Origin of the sequence: Rothia sp. LK2492 (assembly GCF_040946345.1) — a bacterium.
GTDB lineage: Bacteria > Actinomycetota > Actinomycetes > Actinomycetales > Micrococcaceae > Rothia > Rothia endophytica.
In genome coordinates this window covers 1-21561 of sequence record NZ_JAYWLX010000007.1, presented here as the reverse complement: position 1 = coordinate 21561, position 21561 = coordinate 1, and the positions used below count along the sequence as shown (strand labels likewise).

General features: G+C 56.2%; 16 protein-coding genes and 1 riboswitch. Of the genes, 6 read left to right on the top strand and 10 right to left on the bottom strand.

Translation table 11 applies throughout. The features are described from left to right. Nucleotides 1-16: 16 nt before the first annotated feature. On the top strand, nt 17-3553 hold the full coding sequence (dnaE, locus tag VVR27_RS08595; protein WP_368547974.1) for a DNA polymerase III subunit alpha: 3537 nt from the start codon (nt 17-19) through the stop codon (nt 3551-3553). 108 nt (nt 3554-3661) lie between these two features. On the opposite strand, the gene VVR27_RS08590 is transcribed toward dnaE, so the two are convergent. The 7 genes from VVR27_RS08590 to VVR27_RS08560 are packed head-to-tail and all read right to left on the bottom strand — an operon-like array spanning nt 3662 to nt 12498. Further along, nucleotides 3662-4999, bottom strand: a complete 1338-nt coding sequence (locus VVR27_RS08590; protein WP_368547973.1) for a UDP-glucose/GDP-mannose dehydrogenase family protein — start codon at nt 4997-4999, stop codon at nt 3662-3664. Between the two features lie 26 nt (nt 5000-5025). Further along, nucleotides 5026-6066, bottom strand: coding sequence for a phosphotransferase (locus VVR27_RS08585; protein ID WP_368547972.1), 1041 nt, complete (start codon nt 6064-6066; stop codon nt 5026-5028). Then, nucleotides 6063-7166, bottom strand: a complete 1104-nt coding sequence (locus VVR27_RS08580; protein WP_368547971.1) for an aminoglycoside phosphotransferase family protein — start codon at nt 7164-7166, stop codon at nt 6063-6065. The genes VVR27_RS08585 and VVR27_RS08580 overlap by 4 nt, the downstream gene beginning before the upstream one ends. Beyond that, entirely contained in the window at nt 7163-8974 is a 1812-nt protein-coding gene (locus tag VVR27_RS08575) for an ABC transporter ATP-binding protein (protein WP_368547970.1), read from the bottom strand. Before VVR27_RS08575 ends, VVR27_RS08580 begins: the two co-directional genes overlap by 4 nt. After that, nucleotides 8967-10082: a glycosyltransferase family 4 protein gene (locus tag VVR27_RS08570; protein WP_368547969.1), complete on the bottom strand. Its 1116-nt coding sequence runs from the start codon at nt 10080-10082 to the stop codon at nt 8967-8969. Before VVR27_RS08570 ends, VVR27_RS08575 begins: the two co-directional genes overlap by 8 nt. Further along, nucleotides 10082-11287, bottom strand: coding sequence for a glycosyltransferase (locus VVR27_RS08565; protein WP_368547968.1), 1206 nt, complete (start codon nt 11285-11287; stop codon nt 10082-10084). Before VVR27_RS08565 ends, VVR27_RS08570 begins: the two co-directional genes overlap by 1 nt. Further along, nucleotides 11275-12498, bottom strand: a complete 1224-nt coding sequence (locus tag VVR27_RS08560; RefSeq protein ID WP_368547967.1) for a glycosyltransferase family protein — start codon at nt 12496-12498, stop codon at nt 11275-11277. Before VVR27_RS08560 ends, VVR27_RS08565 begins: the two co-directional genes overlap by 13 nt. 83 nt (nt 12499-12581) lie before the next feature. Between VVR27_RS08560 and VVR27_RS08555 the strand changes: the two genes are divergently transcribed. Together VVR27_RS08555 and VVR27_RS08550 are read left to right on the top strand one after the other, a co-directional pair. After that, nucleotides 12582-12863 (top strand): hypothetical protein, encoded by a 282-nt coding sequence (locus tag VVR27_RS08555; protein WP_368547966.1) that lies wholly within the window; start codon nt 12582-12584, stop codon nt 12861-12863. A 37-nt stretch (nt 12864-12900) separates the two neighbouring features. Then, on the top strand, nt 12901-13911 hold the full coding sequence (locus tag VVR27_RS08550; RefSeq protein WP_368547965.1) for an acyl-CoA thioesterase: 1011 nt from the start codon (nt 12901-12903) through the stop codon (nt 13909-13911). Nucleotides 13912-14135: 224 nt separating this feature from the next. On the opposite strand, the gene VVR27_RS08545 is transcribed toward VVR27_RS08550, so the two are convergent. From VVR27_RS08545 to thiM, 3 genes are all read right to left on the bottom strand, one after another. Then, complete coding sequence (locus tag VVR27_RS08545; RefSeq protein ID WP_368547964.1) at nt 14136-15623, bottom strand: bifunctional hydroxymethylpyrimidine kinase/phosphomethylpyrimidine kinase; 1488 nt, start codon at nt 15621-15623, stop codon at nt 14136-14138. Between the two features lie 6 nt (nt 15624-15629). Further along, nucleotides 15630-16265 carry a thiamine phosphate synthase gene (thiE, locus tag VVR27_RS08540; protein ID WP_368547963.1) on the bottom strand — a complete coding sequence of 212 codons (636 nt, stop codon included), beginning with the start codon at nt 16263-16265 and terminating at the stop codon, nt 15630-15632. After that, nucleotides 16265-17077, bottom strand: coding sequence for a hydroxyethylthiazole kinase (thiM, locus tag VVR27_RS08535; RefSeq protein ID WP_368547962.1), 813 nt, complete (start codon nt 17075-17077; stop codon nt 16265-16267). The genes thiE and thiM overlap by 1 nt, the downstream gene beginning before the upstream one ends. Next, nucleotides 17067-17163: riboswitch (TPP riboswitch) on the bottom strand. It overlaps the preceding gene by 11 nt. A gap of 127 nt (nt 17164-17290) precedes the next feature. Here thiM and VVR27_RS08530 point away from each other — a divergent pair. The 3 genes from VVR27_RS08530 to VVR27_RS08520 all read left to right on the top strand — a co-directional run. Continuing rightward, nucleotides 17291-17476 carry a hypothetical protein gene (locus VVR27_RS08530; protein ID WP_368547961.1) on the top strand — a complete coding sequence of 62 codons (186 nt, stop codon included), beginning with the start codon at nt 17291-17293 and terminating at the stop codon, nt 17474-17476. Between the two features lie 192 nt (nt 17477-17668). Continuing rightward, a complete protein-coding gene (locus tag VVR27_RS08525; RefSeq protein ID WP_368547960.1) occupies nt 17669-18178 on the top strand; it encodes a hypothetical protein in 510 nt (169 codons plus the stop codon). A 989-nt stretch (nt 18179-19167) separates the two neighbouring features. Beyond that, a partial coding sequence (locus VVR27_RS08520; protein ID WP_368547959.1) for a DNA methyltransferase occupies nt 19168-21561 on the top strand: 2394 nt, incomplete at its 3' end.

The following is a 21561-nucleotide window of genomic DNA, read 5'->3' as shown; positions in this document are numbered from 1 at the left end:
CGAACAGGAAACCCTCGTGGCTCATAACGACTTCACCCACCTGCACGTTCATACCGAGTACTCCATGCTAGATGGTGCTGCCCGCCTAGGGGACCTCTTTAGCCACTCCAAAGAGCTGGGCATGAACGCCCTGGCAACTACCGACCACGGCTTCCTCTTTGGTGCCTTTGACTTCTGGAACAAGGCCACCCAGGCTGGGGTTAAGCCCATTATCGGAGTCGAGGCCTACCTGACCCCCGGTACCGCGCGTCAGGACCGCACCCGCGTCAAGTTTGCAGACGGCGGACGCGACGATGTCTCCGGTGGCGGTGCCTACACCCACATGACTATGTGGGCAGAGACCACCGAGGGCATGCACAATATGTTCCGTGCATCCTCTCTGGCCTCCTTGGAAGGTCAGCTCTATAAGCCTCGTATGGACCGCGACCTGTTGCAGACCTACGGCAAGGGCATTATTGCAACCACCGGTTGCCCCTCGGGTGAAGTGCAGACCCGCCTGCGTCTGGGGCAGTACAAAGAAGCCGTGCAGGCTGCCAGCGACTTCCGGGACATCTTTGGCAAAGAGAACTTCTACTGCGAAATTATGGACCACGGACTGTCCATCGAAAAGCAGGTCATGACCGACCTCATCAAGCTCTCCAAGGAGCTAGACCTACCCCTGGTCGCTACCAACGATCTGCACTACACTCATGCAGAGGACGCCAAGGCACACGCCGCGCTACTCTGCGTCCAGTCCGGTTCAACCCTGCAGGACCCCAAGCGCTTCAAATTCGATGCCGATGACTTCTACCTCAAATCCCCGGCTGAGATGCGCGAGCTCTTCCGTGACTTCCCTGAGGCCTGCGATAACACCATGGAAATCGCTGAGCGCTGCCACGTTGAATTCAACACCAAAGCCAACTACATGCCTAACTTCCCCGTACCCGCAGGGGAAAACGAGGAATCCTGGTTCGTCAAAGAAGTCGAACGGGGCCTGCACTACCGCTTCCCCAAAGGCATCCCCGATGACGTCCGCAAACAGGCCGAATACGAAGTCGGCATCATCTCGCAGATGGGCTTTCCCGGCTACTTCCTGGTGGTTGCCGACTTCATCAACTGGGCGAAAGAACAGGGCATCCGCGTAGGCCCGGGCCGAGGCTCGGGTGCAGGTTCGATGGTTGCTTACGCCATGCGTATCACCGACCTCAATCCCCTTGAACATGACCTAATCTTCGAACGATTCCTCAACCCCGACCGCGTTTCCATGCCCGACTTCGATGTGGACTTCGATGATCGCCGCCGCTCCGAGGTGATTCACTACGTGACCGAGAAGTACGGTGAAGACAAGGTGGCAATGATCGTCACCTACGGCACCATTAAGGCGAAGCAGGCGCTGAAAGACTCCTCCCGCGTCCTGGGCTACCCCTTCTCTACCGGTGAGCGCCTGACTAAGGCCATGCCGGATGACGTCATGGGTAAGAACATCGCTCTCGCCAATGTGTACAACCCCGAGGATAAGCGCTACCAGGATGCCGGAGATCTGCGTGAACTCATCGAAACCGACCCCGATTCAGCTAAGGTCTTTGAAACCGCTAAGGGCCTTGAGGGGCTAAAGCGCCAGTGGGGCGTACACGCGGCGGGCGTCATTATGTCAAGCCACAACCTCATCGACGTTATTCCCATTATGCGTCGTGAGCAGGACGGGCAGGTTATCACTCAGTTTGATTACCCCACCTGTGAGGGCCTGGGGCTGATTAAGATGGACTTCTTGGGTCTGCGTAACCTGACCATCATTTCTGATGCCCTTGAGAACATCAAAATGAACCGCGATCAAGAGATTGATCTGGAAACCTTGGAAATCGACGACGCGGAATCCTATAAGCTGCTGGCACGAGGGGACACCCTGGGTGTCTTCCAGCTCGATGGAGGGCCTATGCGTCAGCTACTCAAGCTCATGCAGCCGGATCACTTCGAGCACATTTCCGCGGTGCTCGCACTCTACCGCCCCGGCCCTATGGGCGCTAACTCCCACACCAACTACGCCCTGCGTAAGAACGGTTTGCAGGACGTTACCCCCATTCACCCTGAGCTCGAAGAGCCCCTGGCTGAAATCTTGGATACCACCTACGGCCTGATTGTCTACCAGGAGCAGGTTATGGCGATTGCACAGAAGGTAGCGGGCTACTCGCTGGGCGAAGCGGATATTCTGCGCCGAGCCATGGGTAAGAAGAAGAAGGAAGAGCTGGATAAGCAGTACGCTACCTTCCATCAGGGCATGCTAGATAACGGCTATTCCGAAGGCGCTGTGAAAGCTCTCTGGGATATTCTGCTGCCCTTCTCTGACTACGCCTTTAACAAGGCGCACACTGCAGCTTACGGTCTGGTCTCCTACTGGACTGCCTACCTCAAAGCTCACTTCCCGCAAGAATACATGGCAGCACTGCTGACCAGCGTGGGCGATGATAAAGACAAACTAGCGCTCTACCTCAACGAGTGTCGTCACATGAAAATCACGGTGCTCCCGCCCGATGTCAACGAATCAGCCTTGAACTTCACCCCTGTTGGGAAGGACATCCGTTTCGGTATGGGCGCTATCCGCAACGTGGGTGCCAACGTGGTCTCGGCCATGGTGTCTACCCGCGAAGAGAAGGGCCGTTATGAGTCCTTCCACGATTTCCTCAGTAAGGTGCCCGTGGTGGTCTGCAACAAGCGCACCGTAGACTCCCTTATTAAAGCTGGTGCCTTCGACTCGCTGGGTCATGACCGCCGCCCGCTGTCCATGATTCACGAAGAAGCCATTGACGCCACCGTTTCGGTCAAGCGCCAGGAGGCAGCCGGCCAGTTTGACCTTTTCGGTGGTCTGGGCGGTGAAGACGATAACCCGGTAGGGGACTTCACCGTCGCCATCCCGGATGTACCCGAATGGGAAAAGCGCGACAAACTCAACTTTGAACGCGAAATGCTGGGTCTCTACGTTTCAGATCACCCCCTGCGCGGGCTAGAGGAGGCGCTCGATGCTCTCTCAGACTCGACGATTCAGGGACTGCTCTCAGAGGATTCGGTCAAGCCCGATGGGGCTATCGTGACCGTTGCCGGCATGATCACTTCGGTCTCCCGCCGCATTGCCAAGCAGTCCGGTAACCCCTATGCCCGCCTTGAACTAGAAGACCGTACCGGCTCTATTGAGGTCATGTTCTTTGGCCGCGCCTATGAGCCGATTGCCGGCGTCTTATCTGAGGATCTCATCTGTACCATCAAGGGCCGTCTGCAGCGCCGCGATGACGGTTCGGTGACCCTCAGCGCTCAGGAGCTGCACATCCCCGAAATTTCGGCAGATGGCACGGGTGGCCCGGTCACCATTGTTATTCCCGAGTACAAGGCGACCGAGGAAACCCTGGGCCAGCTGCGCGACATTTTGAAGAATCACCGCGGTGAATCAGAGGTGCGCATTGCCATGGCCACCCGCACCAAGAAACTGCTACTGCGTCTGGCACCTGACCTGCGCGTCACCCCCAACCCCGCGCTCTTTGGCGACCTCAAGGTGCTATTGGGCCCAGCCTGCCTCGATAGCTAACAACACAAGAAGGTAGCCTATTGCTTAGCCCGTACTTTCTCTCTTTGACCGAGGTTTCCTCTCCGGTCAAAGAGAGAAGGGGCGGGCGGTGACGCTTGATCGCATAAGCTACCTGCCGAGTCCGGCGTAGCTCCAGCCGGCGTCCTGCCAGATGCGGGGGTCAAGGGCATTACGCCCGTCAATAATACGAGCGGTGCCCACCAGCTCTGTCGCCCGCACAGGGTCAATGTTGACGAACTCGGCCCATTCCGTCAGCAGAAGCACCAGATCACTGCCCGTCAGTGCGGTCAACACATCTGCCTCGGTGATGAGCTGGGGGTAGCGGGTAGCAACACCCGGTAGTGCCTCGGGGTCGGTAATGGTTACCTGAGCGCCGGCGTCCGCCAGACGCAGGGCCACCTCAAGAGCAGGGGAGTCACGGATGTCGTCGCTGTTGGGCTTGAACGCGGCACCCAGAACCGTAATTTTTGCGTTCTCAATCTCTCTGTCAAAAATCTTGATTGCTTGTGCGACCACGCGGTCGCGACGGCGCTGATTAATAGCGTCCACATCGCGCAGGAAGCTGACCGCGCTTTCAACGCCCAGCTCCTCAGCCCGGGCCTGAAAGGCTCGGATGTCCTTGGGCAGGCAACCTCCACCGAAACCGATACCGGCCTTCAAGAACTTGTTGCCAATACGCTCGTCATAACCGATAGCGGTGGCAAGCTCAGTGACATCCCCACCGGTAGCCTCGCAGAGCTCAGCCATCGCGTTGATAAAACTGATCTTGGTAGCGAGGAAGGAATTAGCGGCGACCTTAACCAGCTCGGCGGTAGGGTAGCTGGTCTTGATGAGGGGGATACCCTCTGCCAGCAGGGGAGCATAGATCATCTCCAGTGCAGCAGCACCGGTCTCAGCCCGTTCAGCATCCTGGGGCAGACCGTAGACTAGTCGGTCCGGGTGCAGAGTGTCTGCAACCGCAAAGCCTTCACGCAGGAACTCGGGGTTCCACAGCAGGGTGGCGCCGGCGGCTTCGACGCGAGGGGCTAGGGCAGAGGCAGTGCCCACGGGAACGGTGGACTTACCCACAATGACGGGGTGGCCAGCTTCAGCGGCGGTATCAGAGCTGGGCAGAGCCGCCAGCACCATGTCCACGGCGGAGTTCACGTAGGTGAGATTAGCTGCCTTGCCGTCCTCAGACTGCGGGGTTCCCACAGCGATGAAGTGGACGTCAACGTCAGCGAGTTCTTCTGACGCGGGAGCCAGAGCAAAGCGGAGTTTGCCCGAATCTAAGGCGGCGCGCAGAATCTCGGGGAAGCCCGGTTCAAAGAAGGGGGCTTGACCCGCAGCTAGCGCCTCGATGCGGGAGGCATCGACGTCAACACCGATGACCTCGTGACCAAGATCAGCCATAGCCGCTGCGTGGACGGCACCGAGGTAGCCGCAACCAATGACTGAGATTTTCATGAAATGTTCCTTTGAGATGGTGATGTTTAAAAAACTGAGGGGGTGTGGGCTAGTGCCCAATCAAGCCAGGTAGCAAGCCAAGGGGCGGAGCGGGGGCGGAAAGCGTAAACGCAGGTGATCCGAATGCGGGAACCCTGGGTGTAAGCCCTGAGTCTCTGAGAGCTGATTCCGGCCTCTTGGGCGAGATCCCACAAAATCACGGTGATCTCGGCGGCTTTTTTAGCGGTGAGATGCCCCTGAATTCGGCGCAGCTCAATGTGAGCCAGAAGGTTGCCTACATCCAGGGCAGCTTCGCCGATTGCCGCGGTATCAATGTCAAGAATTCCCAGCTGCGAACCGTTCCAGAGCAACTGCTTATCGTGGAGATCACGGTGAAGCAGGACGGGCTGATCCGGCTTTTCTGCCAGAGCGGTTGCAACGGCTTCTGCTGCCCCCTCGAGGTCGTTGATGCGGTCGAGGGCGGCGAAGTTGCGAGCAGACTCAATCCATTGGGCTAGCACCCTTTTTTCCTCCACTGAGCCGTGGAGTGGGTAGTGAGTCACATCAGCCAGATCTTTCCCCAGGGTCAAAAACCGTTTCCAGGAGTCTGCAAAGACCTCCCATGCCGGCAGAGAGTCATCGCCCAGCTCTAACAAGGTCTGGCCGGGTAGAAGTGAAAAATCAAGAGATTGCTCGCGCACCGCAAGGACGCTGGCCGAGCTAAAACCTGCCTCTTCAAAAACCTCACCCAAGCTGCTGGATAGAGCTGCTACCTTTTCTGCCTTACCGGGGCGTAGGTGCTTAGTAACTGCGTGGTGTTCCCTGGTGACGGCGCGTTTGCCGGCCCGGTGCACCAGAAGCTGCGCACCGCCGTCCACAACCGCTTCTAACCAGGGTAGCTTCTTATCAGCCCCATAGATGAGCAGGGAAATATTCCCTTCAGCGGTGACCTTCCCCGCGCGCAGGAGCCCCTGGGTGTCGAATGTTTCAAAAATGAGGGCACCGTCTTTGGCCGGCCACGCTCTGCGCACCGGGCTAGTGCGGTGGTAGCGTCGCAGGGCTTCTAAAGCCGTGGTATTAGCACTCATAGCATCTGCTCAATTCTGCTCAGGGCCGCCTCAACCTCGGCCTTCCAACCGGGTTGAGCACTGCGGAGCGGGTCGGCCAGACGCAGGGCAAGAGCTCCAGCCAAGGCATGTTGAAGATCTAGAACCGGCAGCCCGTGCCCCGCCGCGCTGCTGTAGCCCTCGAAGAAGGCGGCACTGACCTCGGTGGGTGAGGTTGCCATAAAAGAACCAATATCAACGGGGGCTGGGCCCAGATAAGCCCGGTCAAAGTCAGTAAGCCAGAGCGCCCCGGTGGCCTCATCCGTCAGAACCTGGTCCGGTGAGGCATCCCCGTGCAGCAATACCGGCGGCCCTGATAGGGGCTTGAACGCTGCGGCCAGTGCACGGGTGCGGCCAGCAAGTTCTGGGGCCAGCACATCAAAGAGGGAAGCATGCGCTTCTAACTGGACAGCAGGAGAAATATTCTTAGCCGCCAGATGACGATTGAGATAGTTGGGTAGAGAATCAACCGAAGCATGCAGACCAGCGAAGAGCGTACCGACAGACGTAGCTTGAGTGGTGGAGAGACCCGAGCTGAGATCCCTGGTGCCCACGAAACGCAGCACGTCCATACCGGTGCCCGTATCGGCGTCCAGCACTTCAGGTACAGGCACATGTAAACCCACAAAACGGTAGAGGTCAGTGCTGTGGGGGTCTGCGGAGGTGACGATGCGGGAGACTCGATAACCGTTGCGGATCACCAGGCGGCGCAAGGGGTTATAGCGCAGAATTTCACCGTCATTCAGACCCTCAAAGGAAACGAGATGCATCATTAGCTTAGGGTCGGTTTTAACCCCACCCCACTGGAGAGTAAAACCATCGGGCAACTCACTCTGCTGCACGCTTAAGCCCAACTTGGCTGCTTTGCGTCTATGCTTTTCTGCCTTACCTGCTCCGGCCGGCCACATCAGACGCACCCAGCCTGAGGCGTCCTGACCTTCTGCACCGGAAGAGGTGAAGGAGGCTGTCAGCGAGGTTCCCGGCTTAGCACGAAGTGAAGTCGCTGTTACCTGCGCCCCTAGAGCATCGGAGAGCCAGCTGGCGTCCAGCATCTTCTCGGTATACATCACCGTAGCGTTCATGGTGTATCTCCAATTCGAATATCATCAAGGTTTTGTTGGCCGGCATTGACCCACTGGCGGAACTCCTTGGAGTTAGCCAGCAAAGCGGTGGGGGAGTCATCGAGCAGAACCCGACCGTCCTGTAACCACACCACGCGGTCAGCTCGTAGAGCGACCTCAGTGTCGTGGGTCACCGCCAGGGTGGTTCGCCCCGCAACGAGTTTCTCGATAGCGTCCATCACCAGTGATGCCGATTCCGGGTCAAGACCGGTTGTTGCCTCATCGAGAATCACAATGGGGGTGTTGCGCAGCAGCGCGCGGGCAATGGCGATTCGCTGACGCTGACCACCTGAGAGCGTGCCACCGCGTTCACCCACCACCGTGTCATAACCGTGGGGCAAGGTCTCGATGAAAGCGTGGGCATGGGCTGCCCGTGCGGCCTGCTCAACCTCCTCATCCGTGGCATCAAACCTGCCGTAGCGAATGTTCTCTCGAACCGTGCCGGTAAAGAGCACCGCCTCCTGATGGAGCAGGGAAACACTGGAACGAAGCTCATCAAGATCGGCGCTAGCCACCGAGACACCATCGATAGTCACGGTGCCCCAGTTGGGGTCCTGAGCTCGCACCAAGAGAGATACCAGCGTAGATTTGCCGGCTCCTGAAGGCCCGATGACCGCTACCAACTCACCGGGGCGAGCTGTGAGACTGAGACCTCGTAAGACCGGGTGCCCCTCATAGTCAGTGTGCACATCGTTGAAGGACACCTCGCCCTTGACGGCACCGAGGTCATCGGGGGTAGCGAGAACCGCCAGTTCACTTTCGACGTCCATGAGGTCGGCAACGCGCTCGCCGCTTGCGGTGGCTCGGGCTATACGTCCAGTGTATTTTGCCATATCACGCAGGGGTTTCATGGTGGTTTTCAGGTAGGTGGTGAAGAGTACAAGGTCGCCCACCGTCATCGCTCCCTGCATGACGCGCAGAGCGCCGCCCACGAGTACTGCGGCTGTTGCTAGACCCACGATGACGTCGGTCCCGCGTTCCAAACGGGCAGCCAGACGTCTAGCCTGCACGCCGTCCTTGAGCGACTTTTTATTAGCCGAGGTAAAACGGGTGCCAATGTGCTCTTCGAGCCCGTAGGCCTGTACCACCTTGATGGAGGACAGTGATTCTTGAGCTGTATTGGCTAGCTGGCCCTCTGCCTTGCGGGTCTTCCGTGAGGCAGTGGTAATTTTCTTGGCTGTGCCGCGCGATAGGAGCGGGAAGGCTACCAGCGCCAGTACCACCACGAGTGAGAGCGCCGGGTCAATAATGAGCATGACCACCAGCATGATGACCAGGGTCAGCATATTAGCCATCAGAGGCAGACCAGCGGTAACGGCTACCTCCTGGAGCTTGCCCACGTCGCCCACAATGCGTTGAACGGTATCGGCGCTGCGGTTGCGGGCGTGGAAGCCCAGGTGCAGGCCCTGAACGTGGGAAAAGACGCGGGCGCGTAGCAGAGTGGACGCACGGGACCCAACCAACGCGAAGGCGACGGTTGCCATGTAGTTGGAGAGCGCACGCAGGCTCACAATAAGAATCAGGGCAACTCCGCACCAGATGAGCAGGGAGACTGAAGCTGCAGGGCCTGCCTGGTTTGCACCCAGAGAAACCGAAACCGCGTCAATCACGAACTTCATGGGCCAGGGCTCTAGCACGCGGAAGGCCACCTCAAAGAGCAGGGCGACGACGCCACCGGCTGCCAGGGTTCTCTGCGGCTTAATATTTGGGGCAAGGAGCTCCAAGGTGCGCCGCAGCGCGCGTTTTTGTATGCGTTTAGACTTAGCCACAGGCAGGCACCTGCGCTAGGTCAAAGATTCGGGCAACGACGCTGCTCCAGCTATGCTTTTGCACGGCTAATTTGCGGGCAGTAGCGCCCAACCGGGCACGGATTGAGGGATCAGCTACCAACTGATCGATAGCTGCCGCTAGGGCCGCTGGGTCCGAACCTGGCACCAGTAAACCTGCCCCGTCAATGAGCTCGGGGATCTGGCCGATGTCGGTGGCTACCACGGGTAACCCAGCAGCTAGGTACTCGTAGACTTTCAGCGGGGAGAAGTAGTGCTCTGAGCTATTGCTGGGAGCGGGGTAGGGGGCGACGCCCAGAGCGCTGCCGGCAATTTCAGCTGGCATGTTTTCGGGCACGACGGCACCGCGGAAGTCCACCTGCACCCCTAGCTTCGCGGCCTGTGTTTCTAGAGACACGCGTTCTGGACCATCACCGACGATGCGGAGTAGCCAGTCGTGCTGGGCGCAGGCAGCTGCTTCAATGAGGTCAGATACCCCGTGCCAGGGCTTTAGGGTACCCACGAAGGTGACAACGGGGGTGCCGGTTGCCTCAGGCGAGGGCTGGATACGGTTAATGCTGACGCCATTGGGCACGGTGTGTGCCTGAGCAGCGGGAACATGAGTCAGTACCCAATCGCGGACCGGGTCAGAGACGCAGACGACGGCACTGGCTGCCTGAGCTTGACGGGTGAGGGCGGTGAAAGCCTGGTCTTCGTTCACTAGAACGCGGTGGGTTTTCTGTTCATCAATCAGAGGGGCGTTGACTTCAAGAATCCCGGGCAGGGTGGTGTCTGCAAGAACCGTGCTGAAGAGGGAGTAGCGCTCATAGACAAAATCCGCACCCCATTCAGCGATGTCGGCTACCATTGCCGCTGTGATTTGCTGCTGGGCAAGTTCGCGCTCGGCGGCGTCTTTAGTGCCGATTTTGTACTCGTGCACCGGCAGATCGGCAAGGTCAGCGGGCACTTCTTTGCCCTTGCGGGTCGTGAAAACGCTGACCTCGTGGCCCAGCGCCAGAAATTCCCGCACCACTTCTTGGACGTGCACGGAGGCACCCTTGCTACCAAAGATGGGGATGCCGGGGTCAAGGCTGAGGTAGGCGATACGCATTAGGGTGCCTCCGTGGTTTCTAGGGTGTTCAGGTGCTGTGCCTGAAAGTTGCTATCGAAGTTCTGTTCAATGAGTTGACGGGCGGCCTCTGCCAGCGCCGGGGTGTCAACATCCCCGTCTGCGATGCTTGCCAGCGCATCAGCAAGAGCCGGCACGTCGCCCGGTTCTAGAAGCAGACCGGTTTCACCGTTTCGGATCACCTCGGGTAGGCCGGTAACAGACGTGGTAACTACCGGGGCGCCGCAGGCCATGGCTTCGAGAACAACCGTGGGCAGTCCGTCCATGTTGCCGTCGCCCGCTGGCACGCAGGGGGCTACAAAAACGTCGCTGCTGTGCAGCAGCTGGCGTACTTCTTCTTGGGTGAGGGGCCCGGGCATGGTGACCTGCTGGGTCAGCCCCAACTGTTCAACTTTTTGTCGAAGCTGCTCATCAAGCTCGCCGTCCCCGCCCAGGGTCAGAGAGAAATCTACGCCTCGCTCAGCCAAGATGGCGACAGCGCCCAAGAGTTCGCTAAAACCCTTCTTGGGTACAAAACGGCCCACAGCCACGATACGCAACGTACCTGTGGGTAGGGAGGGCTTGACGTACTCAAAACGTGAAAGCTCCAGTGCGTTGTAGAGCAAGACTAGGTTGGCGCCGGTGGCCGTGAGAACCTTCTGCAGATAGCCCTCGTTGAACCTACTGATGGCTAGAACTTGGGCGGCGTCCCCACAAATCCTGCGTAGCCAGATGGGATCAACCGACTCGTGGAAGATATCTTTAGCGTGGGTGGTCACGGTATAAGGAATGCCAGTTAGCTTGGAAGCAACCCAGGCCATGCGCCCGGCCAGCGATGCGAAGTGGGCGTGCAGGTGGGTGATGCCGTCAGCTTTGACCCGTTGCGCCAGCGCGACACCCTGAGCCACATCGCTGGCCTCTAGCTCGGTGAGCTCAGGGAGGATGGATGCAAAGTTGGCTAGGATTTCGGGGTCCTGGGTAGAGGCGGTGACCTGCTGCCAGAAGCGGTTGGCGTTGGTGGGGCGAGGCACCCAGGTGACCGGCGCTTTGACTCGGGCCAGTTCTGGGTGAAAACGAGCATCGGTGGTGGGGCGCATCGCGTAGATGCGAAGATCTGCTCCGGCAGCTTCTCGGGCAAGAATTTCTGTCAGCACAAAGGTTTCAGAAAAGCGGGGGTAAACCTTAAGAACGTAACCTATGCGGTGCATGCTTCCTCCTGGGGAGCGGGGTATGTATTGGTGAAAGTTTCTGCTGCTAGTTTGGCTGTCTTGGTTAGCCCATTCCGTTTAATTCCTGAACGATCAACTCTGCTGCCGACCGCTTGTGCTAGCCAGGCCCCGGTCAGAGCAGACGTTAGGTTTCCCACCTGGAGCAGATCCACGGCCCCCACTTTCTGCAGGGCACGGGCACGGATGAGCTGTTCGGTGCGCGGTGTTTCCCGAGGGACAATCAGAGCTGGGGTATCGGTGGCAAGAATTTCGTTGACCGAGTTGTATCCACCCATTGAAATCACAGCGGCAGCTTGTTCCATGAGCCCACTGAGCCCAGGAAGGGAGCCAACCACGCGGGTTCCAGCAGCAGCCTTGGCCTGTAGCTTGAGTAGTTTGCGGTTATTCATTTGTGGCCCGGCAACCACCAGATGTTGGTAGCCATCTGGCACCTCGGTGCGAACCAGCGTCTGCAGTAGCTGATAGCCGTCAGAACCGCCCCCGGCTGTGCTGAGAATGAAAGGAGTAGTGAGCCCCGGGTCGGTCGGCACTTCGGTCAGCTCCCTGCCCTGTGCAAGGTAGCCGGTAAAACGCACCAGATCAGCCAAACATTCGGGGACTTCGCCAGCTACTACAGGGTTGTGAACCTTCCGGTCTCCGTAGACCCAAATCGCGTCAATGAGATGACGGAGATTCTGGGGGTCCCCGTGTTTGAACCATTCGGCATGTGCTACCTCGGGGGCGTCCAGAACTTCACGTAGACCCAGTACCACGCGGACCTCTGGGTTGCGTTGGCGCAGGGTGATGAGTGGGGTCTGGAGTTCTCGCATGACACCAAAGATATGGCGGTCGATGATGACCAAATCAGGGTTGAAGCCTAGCAGGCAGGCATGTAAGAGCTGCGACCGAAGACCAATCAGGTGCTTGGTGCTGGCATTCAGTGAGCGTGATGCATAAGCCCCCTCTGCCTTGTGGATGCTGGGGATGAAGACCCAGTCAAAGCCTTCGGGCAGTGGGAAGGTGCTTGCATAGGGCAGACCGGAGACGAGTAATCCCGCCACCGGGCGGCCGGTTAACTTGGGGAAGTGGCGGGCTATATGGTGGGCGATGGATAGGTTGCGGCGGACGTGGCCCAATCCCTGGGAATCGTGGCTGTAGAGCACCACGCGCACAGGTTGAGCGCTAGCTTCTTGTGGGAGTATATGTTGCATGATTTCTCGGTTCACGCCCTAATGGCTGGGCTGTGGGATGGTACCCACCTTTTGTTGTCCTAAGAAAACTCTATGAGTGCATTATGAAAGGAAAATTAAAGTGGAATGAGATTGTTTTCATGGGTGCCTTCAAAGGGGAAGTTGCTGCGGTAAAAAAACTAGTCAAATCGGTTTTTCTTGCTGTTTTGGGGACGGATTCAGCACTTGTAGGGAACCATGAGATTCTGCTCTTGATTCAGGGGCCAACGCAGGTTTTCTCATGGATTCCAGCAACCCGCGTCCCCTTTTTCGCCTCAAACCAGCAGGTGTTTTTCCCACTCCCCTCCCCAATACACGAAGAAACAGGCAGAACAGCCTTAGAATGAACAATCAACACCCACCTACAAAGAAGTAGATCCAATCATGAACAGCACCCAGAGCAGCCTTACCACCCCCTCGCCCTCCATCACCCTGCGCTTTTTAGCGGCCCCCACCGATGTACTGTCAGCAGGTTCCCAGGGTGTGCACGGAGGCCGCGTACTGGAGTGGATCGATAAGGCGGCCTACGCCTGTGCCGTGGGCTGGTCCGGCACCTACTGCGTCACCGCCTACGTTGGCCATATCCACTTCACCCGACCCATCCCGTCCGGGCACATGGTGGAGGTGCGCTCGCGCATCGTCTACACCGGCCGGTCCACCATGCACATCGTCAATGAAGTGCTGTCGGCTAACCCTCGTGACGGTCTCTTCACACGTGCTTGCGATTGTCTGGTGATCTTCGTAGCTATGGACGAGAACCGTAAGTCCCAGCCGGTAACCCCCTATGTGCCGGTCACCGATGAAGAGAAGCGGGTGCAACAGGCAGCTATTTCGCGCATTGATTTGCGCAAGGTTATTGAAGACGAGATGATAGCGCAGACCTATTCTTCAAACTCCACGGCACCAGAAATTACCCATCGTTTTCTTGCCAAGCCCACCGACATTAACTGGGGCGGCAACGTGCATGGCGGCACCGCCATGGAGTGGATCGACGAGGCAGCCACCAGCGTGACCATGGCATGGAGCGGGGAGCGAACTGTAGCTATCTATGCCGGCGGCGTGCGCTTCTACCGGCCGGTGCATATTGGGGATCTGGTGGAGGTAACCGCCCGTCTGGTGAGGACAGACGCCCGAACTATGGGCGTCATGGTGCATCTGAGGGCTGGGGATCCGCGTGAGCGTAATGAGAAGTTGCCCCTAGCTATCCACGCCTCCATGACCTACGTTGCGGTGGATTATGACGGCAACACTCTGCCTGCCCGCCCCTTCACCCCGCAGACCGATGAGGACCGTGCCCTGCACCAGCACGCCATGCGCCTGCGCGAGCTACGTGCCGAATACGAGCCCATGCCTCTGGTTGCCCCCACCCAGCACAAGGTAAGGTTTACTGACTAACTGACTAGGGGGTGACCGGACCTTGGCGGGAGTGCACGCCTCAATCAAACTTATAGTTGAAGCTGTGCCTGGTGTGGTTGCGATGATTGAATCATTGCAATGGTAACTATTGTTCTTATTGCCGTGGTTTTGTGTTGTAGATCCTGGGCGTGTTCTCGGAGCGCAGTGTGGGCCCGTTGAGGAGCTCACACGGCGCCATGCTCCGAGCCCACTGAGAGGACGGCCTAGAGCGTATCTAGCAACAGAGCCTGAGCAAAGAAGTCTGCCTCCAGCTGGCAGGCTCGCCAGAAAGCCTGCTGCGCCGCCGCACGCTGGCGATCAGAGGCTGCCGCCAGCAATCCCTCGGCAATCTGCACTGCCCGAGCGGTCGATGCCTGGAAGGCTTCATCCCTGTAGGCCTCCACCCAATCTTTGTAAGGGTGGTCCTCCGGAATAGCATCAGGCACGAAAGCCGCCAACTGCGCGTACAACCAGAAACAGGGCAATACCGCGGCGACCGCAACCACGTAGTCGCTTCCAGCCTCAGCCCGTAAAAAGTCTGTGTAAGCCAGAGTCGAAGGGGAGGGGTGTACCGTTGAGGGATCCAGATTCCACTGAGCGTGCATTCCCTGTTCAACTGCGATGCAACCGGTCACTGACTCCGCCCAGAACCTACGCTCATCAGCCGACTGAGCAGCAGCAGCAAGACGCGCCAAAACCGCAGCGTAGACGTTAAGGTAGTAGTCATCTTGTTCAATATAGAACGTGAACTGTGACCCGCTCAAAGTACCCTGCATCAGTGCGGAAATAAAGCCGTCTGACCCAAAACGGTCGAGGGACTCGCCAGCATATTCCCAGAGCTCCCGAGTGTACTCACCGGAGGCCTTCACTACGGGCTGGTGCCGGTTACATTTGTCAGGAGCAGCCGGGTTCTGCAGACCCGATTTAGCCTGTCGGCGCAACCGATGGAAATGGTCAATGGGCCCGTTACCTGCTCCCACCGCCTGAGCTTCACCATATTGCAGAGCTTCATGTGCCCAGGAGGTCGCCCACTCAAGAGCTACCTGCGGGCTCTCACCCAGACCCAGCCGGGTTGCCAAGGCAGAAGACAGAGAACAACCGGTGCCGTGGGAGGCCGTGGTACCCACAAACCAGGATGCAGCGTGGGCAAGTTCGCCTGTGGCGTTCACCAGGGTGTTGCCCCGGTCAGCATCTGCCAGGTGCCCGCCCTTGGCAACCACCAGGGCACCGGTCTTTTCTGCCAAAACCCGTGCCTGGGCAATCAGCTCAGCTCGGTTGCTCGCCGCCGGTTTACCCACGAGGGCTGCCAGTTCGTCCACGTTTGGGGTCAGCACGGTGGCGCAGGTAAGCAGGTCAGCGGACACCGAATTAGCCAGTGCCTGACCCGAACTTGCCACCATCACCGGGTCAACGACCACAGAGATATTGGCGGGCAGGTTGCGCAACCAGTTCACCACCACCGCAGCAGAGGCCGGGTCGGCAATCATCCCGACCTTTACCGCATCAATAGTTACATCATCACTGACAGCCCGTAGCTGGGCTTCCAAAAAATCCGGGTCAGGGGTATGCACCTGCTGGACCCCACGGGTGTTCTGCACCACCAGAGAGGTTACCACTCCCATCCCGTAGCCACCGGCTGCAGCAATGGACTTCACATCAGCCTGTAAACCTGCGCCCCCCCGTGGGGTCGGTACCGGCAATAGAAAGGACACGAGCCATCATGCCATCAACTCCTTCAAAGAACGGGCAGCCTCGGCCGGATCAGTAGCTGCCATAATCGCAGACACCACGCAGCAACCTGCAACACCCGTCCTGCTGACCTCAGCGATGTTGCTGGTATTGAGCCCGCCAATGGCGACCGAACAAATATCTGATTCAGCGGCATCGGCCGCTAGCGCCTGCAAGGTATTCACGCCAAGCGCTGCGCCCGCATCCTTCTTTGTGCTGGTGGCGTAGACCGGCCCCATCCCGACAAGGTCGGGGCGGACGCTACCACTCAGCGCTGCCCGGAGCTCGGCGTGGGTTCCCACCGACAGTCCGATTCGGGGTCCAGCCCCGAGTAATTCACGGGCGGCCTCCAGGGGCATATCGCCCTGACCGATGTGCACATCAAGGCTAAAGTGGGCAGCTACCTCCACCCGATCATTGACGATGAGGGGAACTTTTGCGGGTTCGGTGACGGAAAGAACTGACTCAACGAGAGCTGAGAAGGTTGTATCGTCGAGCTCTTTGTCGCGTACCTGGACGGTATTCACGCCACCGTCAATGGCTTCGGCAACCACTCCTGCTACCTTCTGCCACCCGCCAGCCATACCAGAATCCGTCACCAGGTATAGGCCGTAGTTACCTATCATTAGAGCACCTCGGTTTTACAGCTGGCGGTGCATCGTTCAGCAAGATGAAGCCCGTCGAGCCATGCCTCACGGAACGTTCCCGGACCTTTTGCAAGGGGGTGGGCGTATTCGGCAGCCGTAGCGAAGGTGGCGTGAGCGGCGGCTGCGGCTTCGTGGGCATCATCCCAGGCTGCCAAGTACGCAGCGACGACGGCACCCAGAGAGCAGCCTGTGCCGATTACTAAAGGCATGAAGGCACTGCCGCCGCTAATACGTGTAACTCGATGGTCGGAGACAATGATATCGGTGGCCCCTGAGAGGGCAACCACCCCGCCGGTTTCGCGAGCTAGGGCTATTGCCGCGTCCAGGGCCGCTTCAGCAGAATCGGTGGAGTCAACTCCTCGGCCTCCGGAGCGTTCTTGCTGGGTAAAAGCAGCGTGAAGGTTGAGAATTTCTGAGGGGTTCCCGCGAATAACGGTGGGTTTGGAGGCAAGTAACTCGACAGCTAGTTCAGTGCGAACCGTCAATCCGCCAACAGCTACCGGGTCAAGAACCCAGGGTGTACCGTGGTCAGTCGCTACTTTTACGGCGCTACGCATGGATTCCACATAGTAGGGGTCTGGATTACCCACGTTAATGAGCAGGGCATCTGCCACTGCTGCGAATTGGCCGGATTCCTCGGGGTGGCTCACCATCGCGGGGGAGGCACCCACTGCCAGAAGAACATTGGCTGAAATTTCCTGAACTACAGAATTGGTCAGACAGTGCACCAGAGGGTTGCGATCCCGGAGAGTACGGTTAATGGTCTCAATTGGCATGCTGGATGAAGTCATCGCACATTCCCTTCGCTAATACTAACTAGAGCAGGTTCAACGGGTTTGATCTCAGCGCCAGAGACGGCGCACCCCGAGTGGTATTCACCATGGTAGCAGGGGAAATGTGCCCCTAGTTACATTGCTCAGAGGATAAAAGTGTTAACCAACTGAACTCGCTGAGTCATGCCTGTCATAGATGCTTGTATTTGACGCCCCCTATAAAATGGAGGTGTGAGCACCATCGATAGCACCCAGAGCCCGGCAGCCCCAATGCTGCGCACCATCGACCTGCGCGGCACCAGCGCTAGGTCAAAGATTCGGACGACGACGCTGCCCCAGCTATACAGCACATACTCCGTTATACCTAGGTTTTGGGGAGGACTGGCCTTCCCAGAAACGTCTAAAGACCATAAATAAGGCGGAACTCTATGGTTTAGGTGCATAAAACAATGAGGCAGGGGTTTTGCTCCGTGGCAGAGGGTACTAGTCGCTGTCTCGGGGTAAGGGTCCTGCCTCATTAGTTATCAAAGAATCAGCCTTCAGATTGCGTGGCTGGAATAGAATTACCCCAACCGTAGATGTGCTGAATTTTGCGAAGGAGCAAAGCTGATGTCAACGTCTATTGTAGTGCAGCCTTCCGCAGATTTAATGCCTCTGGTTGAGCAGATTCGGGCTAGAACAGAGCAGCTTTTCTCTGAATTTCTCGTAGACCATGGAGTCGCTCCACATGTTGAAGTGGATGCTCATAACTGGACGACAGATAAATCCACCTCGGAGACTCCAGAGCTCCGGTGGCAGGTTGGCATGAACCTCAATATGAATTACTGGCTCAATGGCACCGCTGTTGGGAGCTCTTTCCCGGTCTGCTGGGAGCGACATGTTGTTAGAGAGGTTGATGTGAAGTCTTTCAGCGGTGAAGAGCCGACTTACCCACCTGAGCTACTGGGAAAGTTTGGACCTATCGAGTGGGAAGATTGCAGCGTTGATGTATCTCAATTGGAATGTGATCGTTGTGAAACACAAAAACATTACTGGTCGGATGAACGGAACGCTGGTAGCGGTCTATTCGCTTCAACTGGGTATGGGTTCGTGATGGCTGCTACAGCTGAAGACCCCTAGGGGAGAATTCTGTCTTTGGATTACGCTTTTGAGCCCGAGCATAATGGCGAGAACGTTGAACAATTATTGCAGTGGTGGGGAGATAAGAAATTCAACTGGTACGGGCAGAACGATACGCATAGTCTATACGAGTGCCTAGATGCCGGACATCGGTGGACGAGTAAACAGCGAGGCAGGATGAGCAACCCCTGCCTTCTATTCACTCTGAGTCCTAGTAACGATTAGCAATGTGTTGGTTGAGAGTTCTAAGGGCTAGGTTGATATTCTTGAGCGCTTTTTGTTCCGGTGTGCCGGACCCAGCCGTGTTAGCGCCGTCGACAGGTTCCGGTGCTGCAACAATAAATCCAGTATCAACGATGACAATTTCTTTATAGGTTTTCTGCTTGCGAAGCTAGTTAGCTTTTGTGCTTTGGTAGACCACTTCGACCTGGCACACCTCAGGGGCTCCGCATTTTCCACCGCTTGCAACGCTACGCCACATAAGCCTAAAGCTAGCGTGAGGAGCCATATAGAAACTTCTTTCAAACAATTTATTGAGAAGTGGCAAGATGTATTCATTTTCCCCCGGCTCTAAAGGTTCAAGTGGTTTTAAAGTAATATTCTGTGCCGGTGATTGTCCATAGTTCGTGACGACCAGGTCGACTGATCCGTTGAGATGAACTCCCGGGCGCGGTTCTAGAGCGATGTAAGGCCTAGTGCGTTCGCGAGAATCAGAGACTAGTTTCATGAGGTTGAGGACAGCGAAGATGATGCCTAATACCGCAGTGAGTACTGTGAGAGGCGCAGCTTCTGTTTTGAGAAAAGACCAAAGGTCTATGAAGATTGAGCAAACCATAGTTCCAGTAAAACATGCTGAGGTTTTCGTTTAGAACCAGCCAATCTTCCGTGCGCAGGGGAGCTGGAACTGAGCATGCTGGGGTAATACCTGCTGCGCTGTTGATCGTGGCGGTATCCTGATATAGACACGCTTACACCTCGAAAGGGATCACATGGCTAGGCTTAACCTTGCAGCAATCGAAGACCGCATGAAGCCACTGGGCAAACGCGTAAACTACGATAAAGAAATTATCTTTGACCTGCTAGGAGCCTACGGCAAACCTAAGAGCACCATCAGCCGCCTCCGCAGCGGTAACCTCAACGTTGCCGAAGACCCAACGCATGAAATTGCCCTGAAAAACACCATCTACTTCAAGGAAATTGAGCCAGGCGAAAACACCCTAGCTACCTTGGACGAACTGCGCACAGCTGCGCACGTCAAGCGTTTCACTCCCCGCTTTGTGTTGGTTACCGACTATCGAGAACTGTTGGCGGCAGATACTAAAACCGGTGAAACCCTGGCTACCCCTATTGCTCAGATTGACGAGAAGTTCACCTTCTTCCTGCCCTGGGCAGGTATGGAAAAAGCCCAGTACACTTCTGAAGCTCACGCAGATGTTAAAGCAGCGGAGAAGATGGGCAAGCTCTTTGATGAGCTTATCAGCGCTAACCCCCATGTCACATCTTCAGCGCATGACAGGCACATGCTCAACGTCTTCTTCACCCGTTTGCTTTTCTGTTTCTTCGCAGAGGATACCGGTATCTTTACTGATAACCTCTTTACCAATGCAGTGAGTAGCTATACGCAGAAGGACGGCAGCGACGCCCAGGAGTTCTTGACAGCTGTTTTCGACGCCCTAGATACTGCAAATCCCGATGACAAAAGTGGCGTGGTAGCTGACTTCCCCTACGTGAACGGACGTTTATTTAGCCGCTCTGTTGATGGGCTGGTCGTTCCCCAATTTACCAGCTCAGCGCGTCAAGCTCTGATTGAACTGGGAACCTTGCAATGGCAGGAAATTAACCCGGATATCTTTGGTTCCATGTTCCAGGCAATCGTTACCCCGGGCCAACGTTCAGACCTTGGTCAGCATTACACCTCGGTGCCTAACATTCTGAAAACCATCGAGCCTCTGTTCTTAGATGAGCTGCGCGAGGAGTTCGACGCAGCCTTCGATAACGTGAAGAAGCTGGAAAAACTGCTCGACCGGATTTCAGAAATTAAGATTTTTGATCCTGCCTGTGGATCCGGGAACTTCTTGATTATTGCCTATAAGGAGCTGCGCCGCCTGGAGCACTCTATTCTGGAACAGCTCCATACCATTGGCGGTAACAAGTACGGCTTTGCTTTCCACGACTCCCGCATCTCTATCGAGAACTTCTTTGGCATTGAGATTGACGACTTCGCAGTAGAAGTCGCGATGCTGTCCCTCTGGATTGCTAAGCACCAGATGAACAGGGAGTTCTACGATAAGTTCAGCGTGAGCATTCCCTTGATTCCTCTGAAGGAACACGGCAAAATCGTGGTGGGGAATGCTACCCGGCTGGACTGGAACAGAGTGTGCCCTAACAACAGAATTGATGAAATCTATCTGATTGGTAACCCACCCTATGTTGGCTCTTCGATGCAAACGAAGGATCAGAAACAGGACTTTCCTTATGTCTTTGGGGCCCGCCCATTCTCGAAAAAACTAGATTACATTGCTCTTTGGTTTGTAAAGGGAGCTGACTATATCTGTGATTCAAGGTCGAAATTAGCATTTGTCAGCACAAATTCAATTACGCAAGGTGATTTGGTTGGTCTCTTTTTTCCACACATATTAAATTGTGATGTGGAAATTGATTTTGCATATAGCTCATTTAAGTGGGAAAATAATGCTAAGAAAAATGCTGGTGTTACGGTTGTAGTTATTGGTTTGAGGAATATTTCAAACAAATCTAAATATATCTTTGCTGATGGACTAATAACACAAGTTGAAAACATAAACGGTTACCTTATGGGTGGAAGAAATCTTTTAGTGTCTGCGAGAAAAAAACCTATCTCACACCAACTTCCACTTATGAGGCGAGGAAATATGCCGGTTGATGGTGGTCACTTGGCTCTATCGGCTAAAGAAACACCTATTTTTATTGATAAGCACCCAGAATGTGTGCCTTTTTTGAAAAATTTTTATGGTTCTGACAATTTTATTAAAGGCATTGATAGGGTTTGTATTTGGATTGACGAAAGAAATCTAGAAGATGCAAAAAACATTGATGAGATCCAAAGAAGGCTAAAGCTGGTTAGCCAGGCTCGGAGTGAAAGTAAAGATTCGGGAGCTAGAAGAATCGCTGACGTTCCATGGAAATTTCGGGAACAAGTTACGGGTGCGGCCGTTGTAGTCCCGAGTATAACTTCAGATAACCGAGATTATATTCCTGTTGGGTTTGTTGATAACAATTCAATTGTTTCCAATACAATGTATACATTGTACGGTGCTGAAATTTGGATTTTGGCCTTGTTAATTTCAAGAGTCCATATGTCTTGGGTAAATATGGTTGCTGGTAGGTTTGAAACAAGATATATA

What these genes read in the sequence shown, in the direction of transcription:
- VVR27_RS08590 (WP_368547973.1), bottom strand. Translation starts at nt 4,999, where the DNA reads ATGAAAATCTCAGTCATTGGTTGCGGCTACCTCGGTGCCGTCCACGCA.
- VVR27_RS08585 (WP_368547972.1), bottom strand. Translation starts at nt 6,066, where the DNA reads ATGAGTGCTAATACCACGGCTTTAGAAGCCCTGCGACGCTACCACCGC.
- VVR27_RS08580 (WP_368547971.1), bottom strand. Translation starts at nt 7,166, where the DNA reads ATGAACGCTACGGTGATGTATACCGAGAAGATGCTGGACGCCAGCTGG.
- VVR27_RS08570 (WP_368547969.1), bottom strand. Translation starts at nt 10,082, where the DNA reads ATGCGTATCGCCTACCTCAGCCTTGACCCCGGCATCCCCATCTTTGGT.
- VVR27_RS08565 (WP_368547968.1), bottom strand. Translation starts at nt 11,287, where the DNA reads ATGCACCGCATAGGTTACGTTCTTAAGGTTTACCCCCGCTTTTCTGAA.
- VVR27_RS08560 (WP_368547967.1), bottom strand. Translation starts at nt 12,498, where the DNA reads ATGCAACATATACTCCCACAAGAAGCTAGCGCTCAACCTGTGCGCGTG.
- VVR27_RS08555 (WP_368547966.1), top strand. Translation starts at nt 12,582, where the DNA reads ATGAAAGGAAAATTAAAGTGGAATGAGATTGTTTTCATGGGTGCCTTC.
- VVR27_RS08550 (WP_368547965.1), top strand. Translation starts at nt 12,901, where the DNA reads ATGAACAGCACCCAGAGCAGCCTTACCACCCCCTCGCCCTCCATCACC.
- thiE (WP_368547963.1), bottom strand. Translation starts at nt 16,265, where the DNA reads ATGATAGGTAACTACGGCCTATACCTGGTGACGGATTCTGGTATGGCT.
- thiM (WP_368547962.1), bottom strand. Translation starts at nt 17,077, where the DNA reads ATGACTTCATCCAGCATGCCAATTGAGACCATTAACCGTACTCTCCGG.
- VVR27_RS08525 (WP_368547960.1), top strand. Translation starts at nt 17,669, where the DNA reads ATGTCAACGTCTATTGTAGTGCAGCCTTCCGCAGATTTAATGCCTCTG.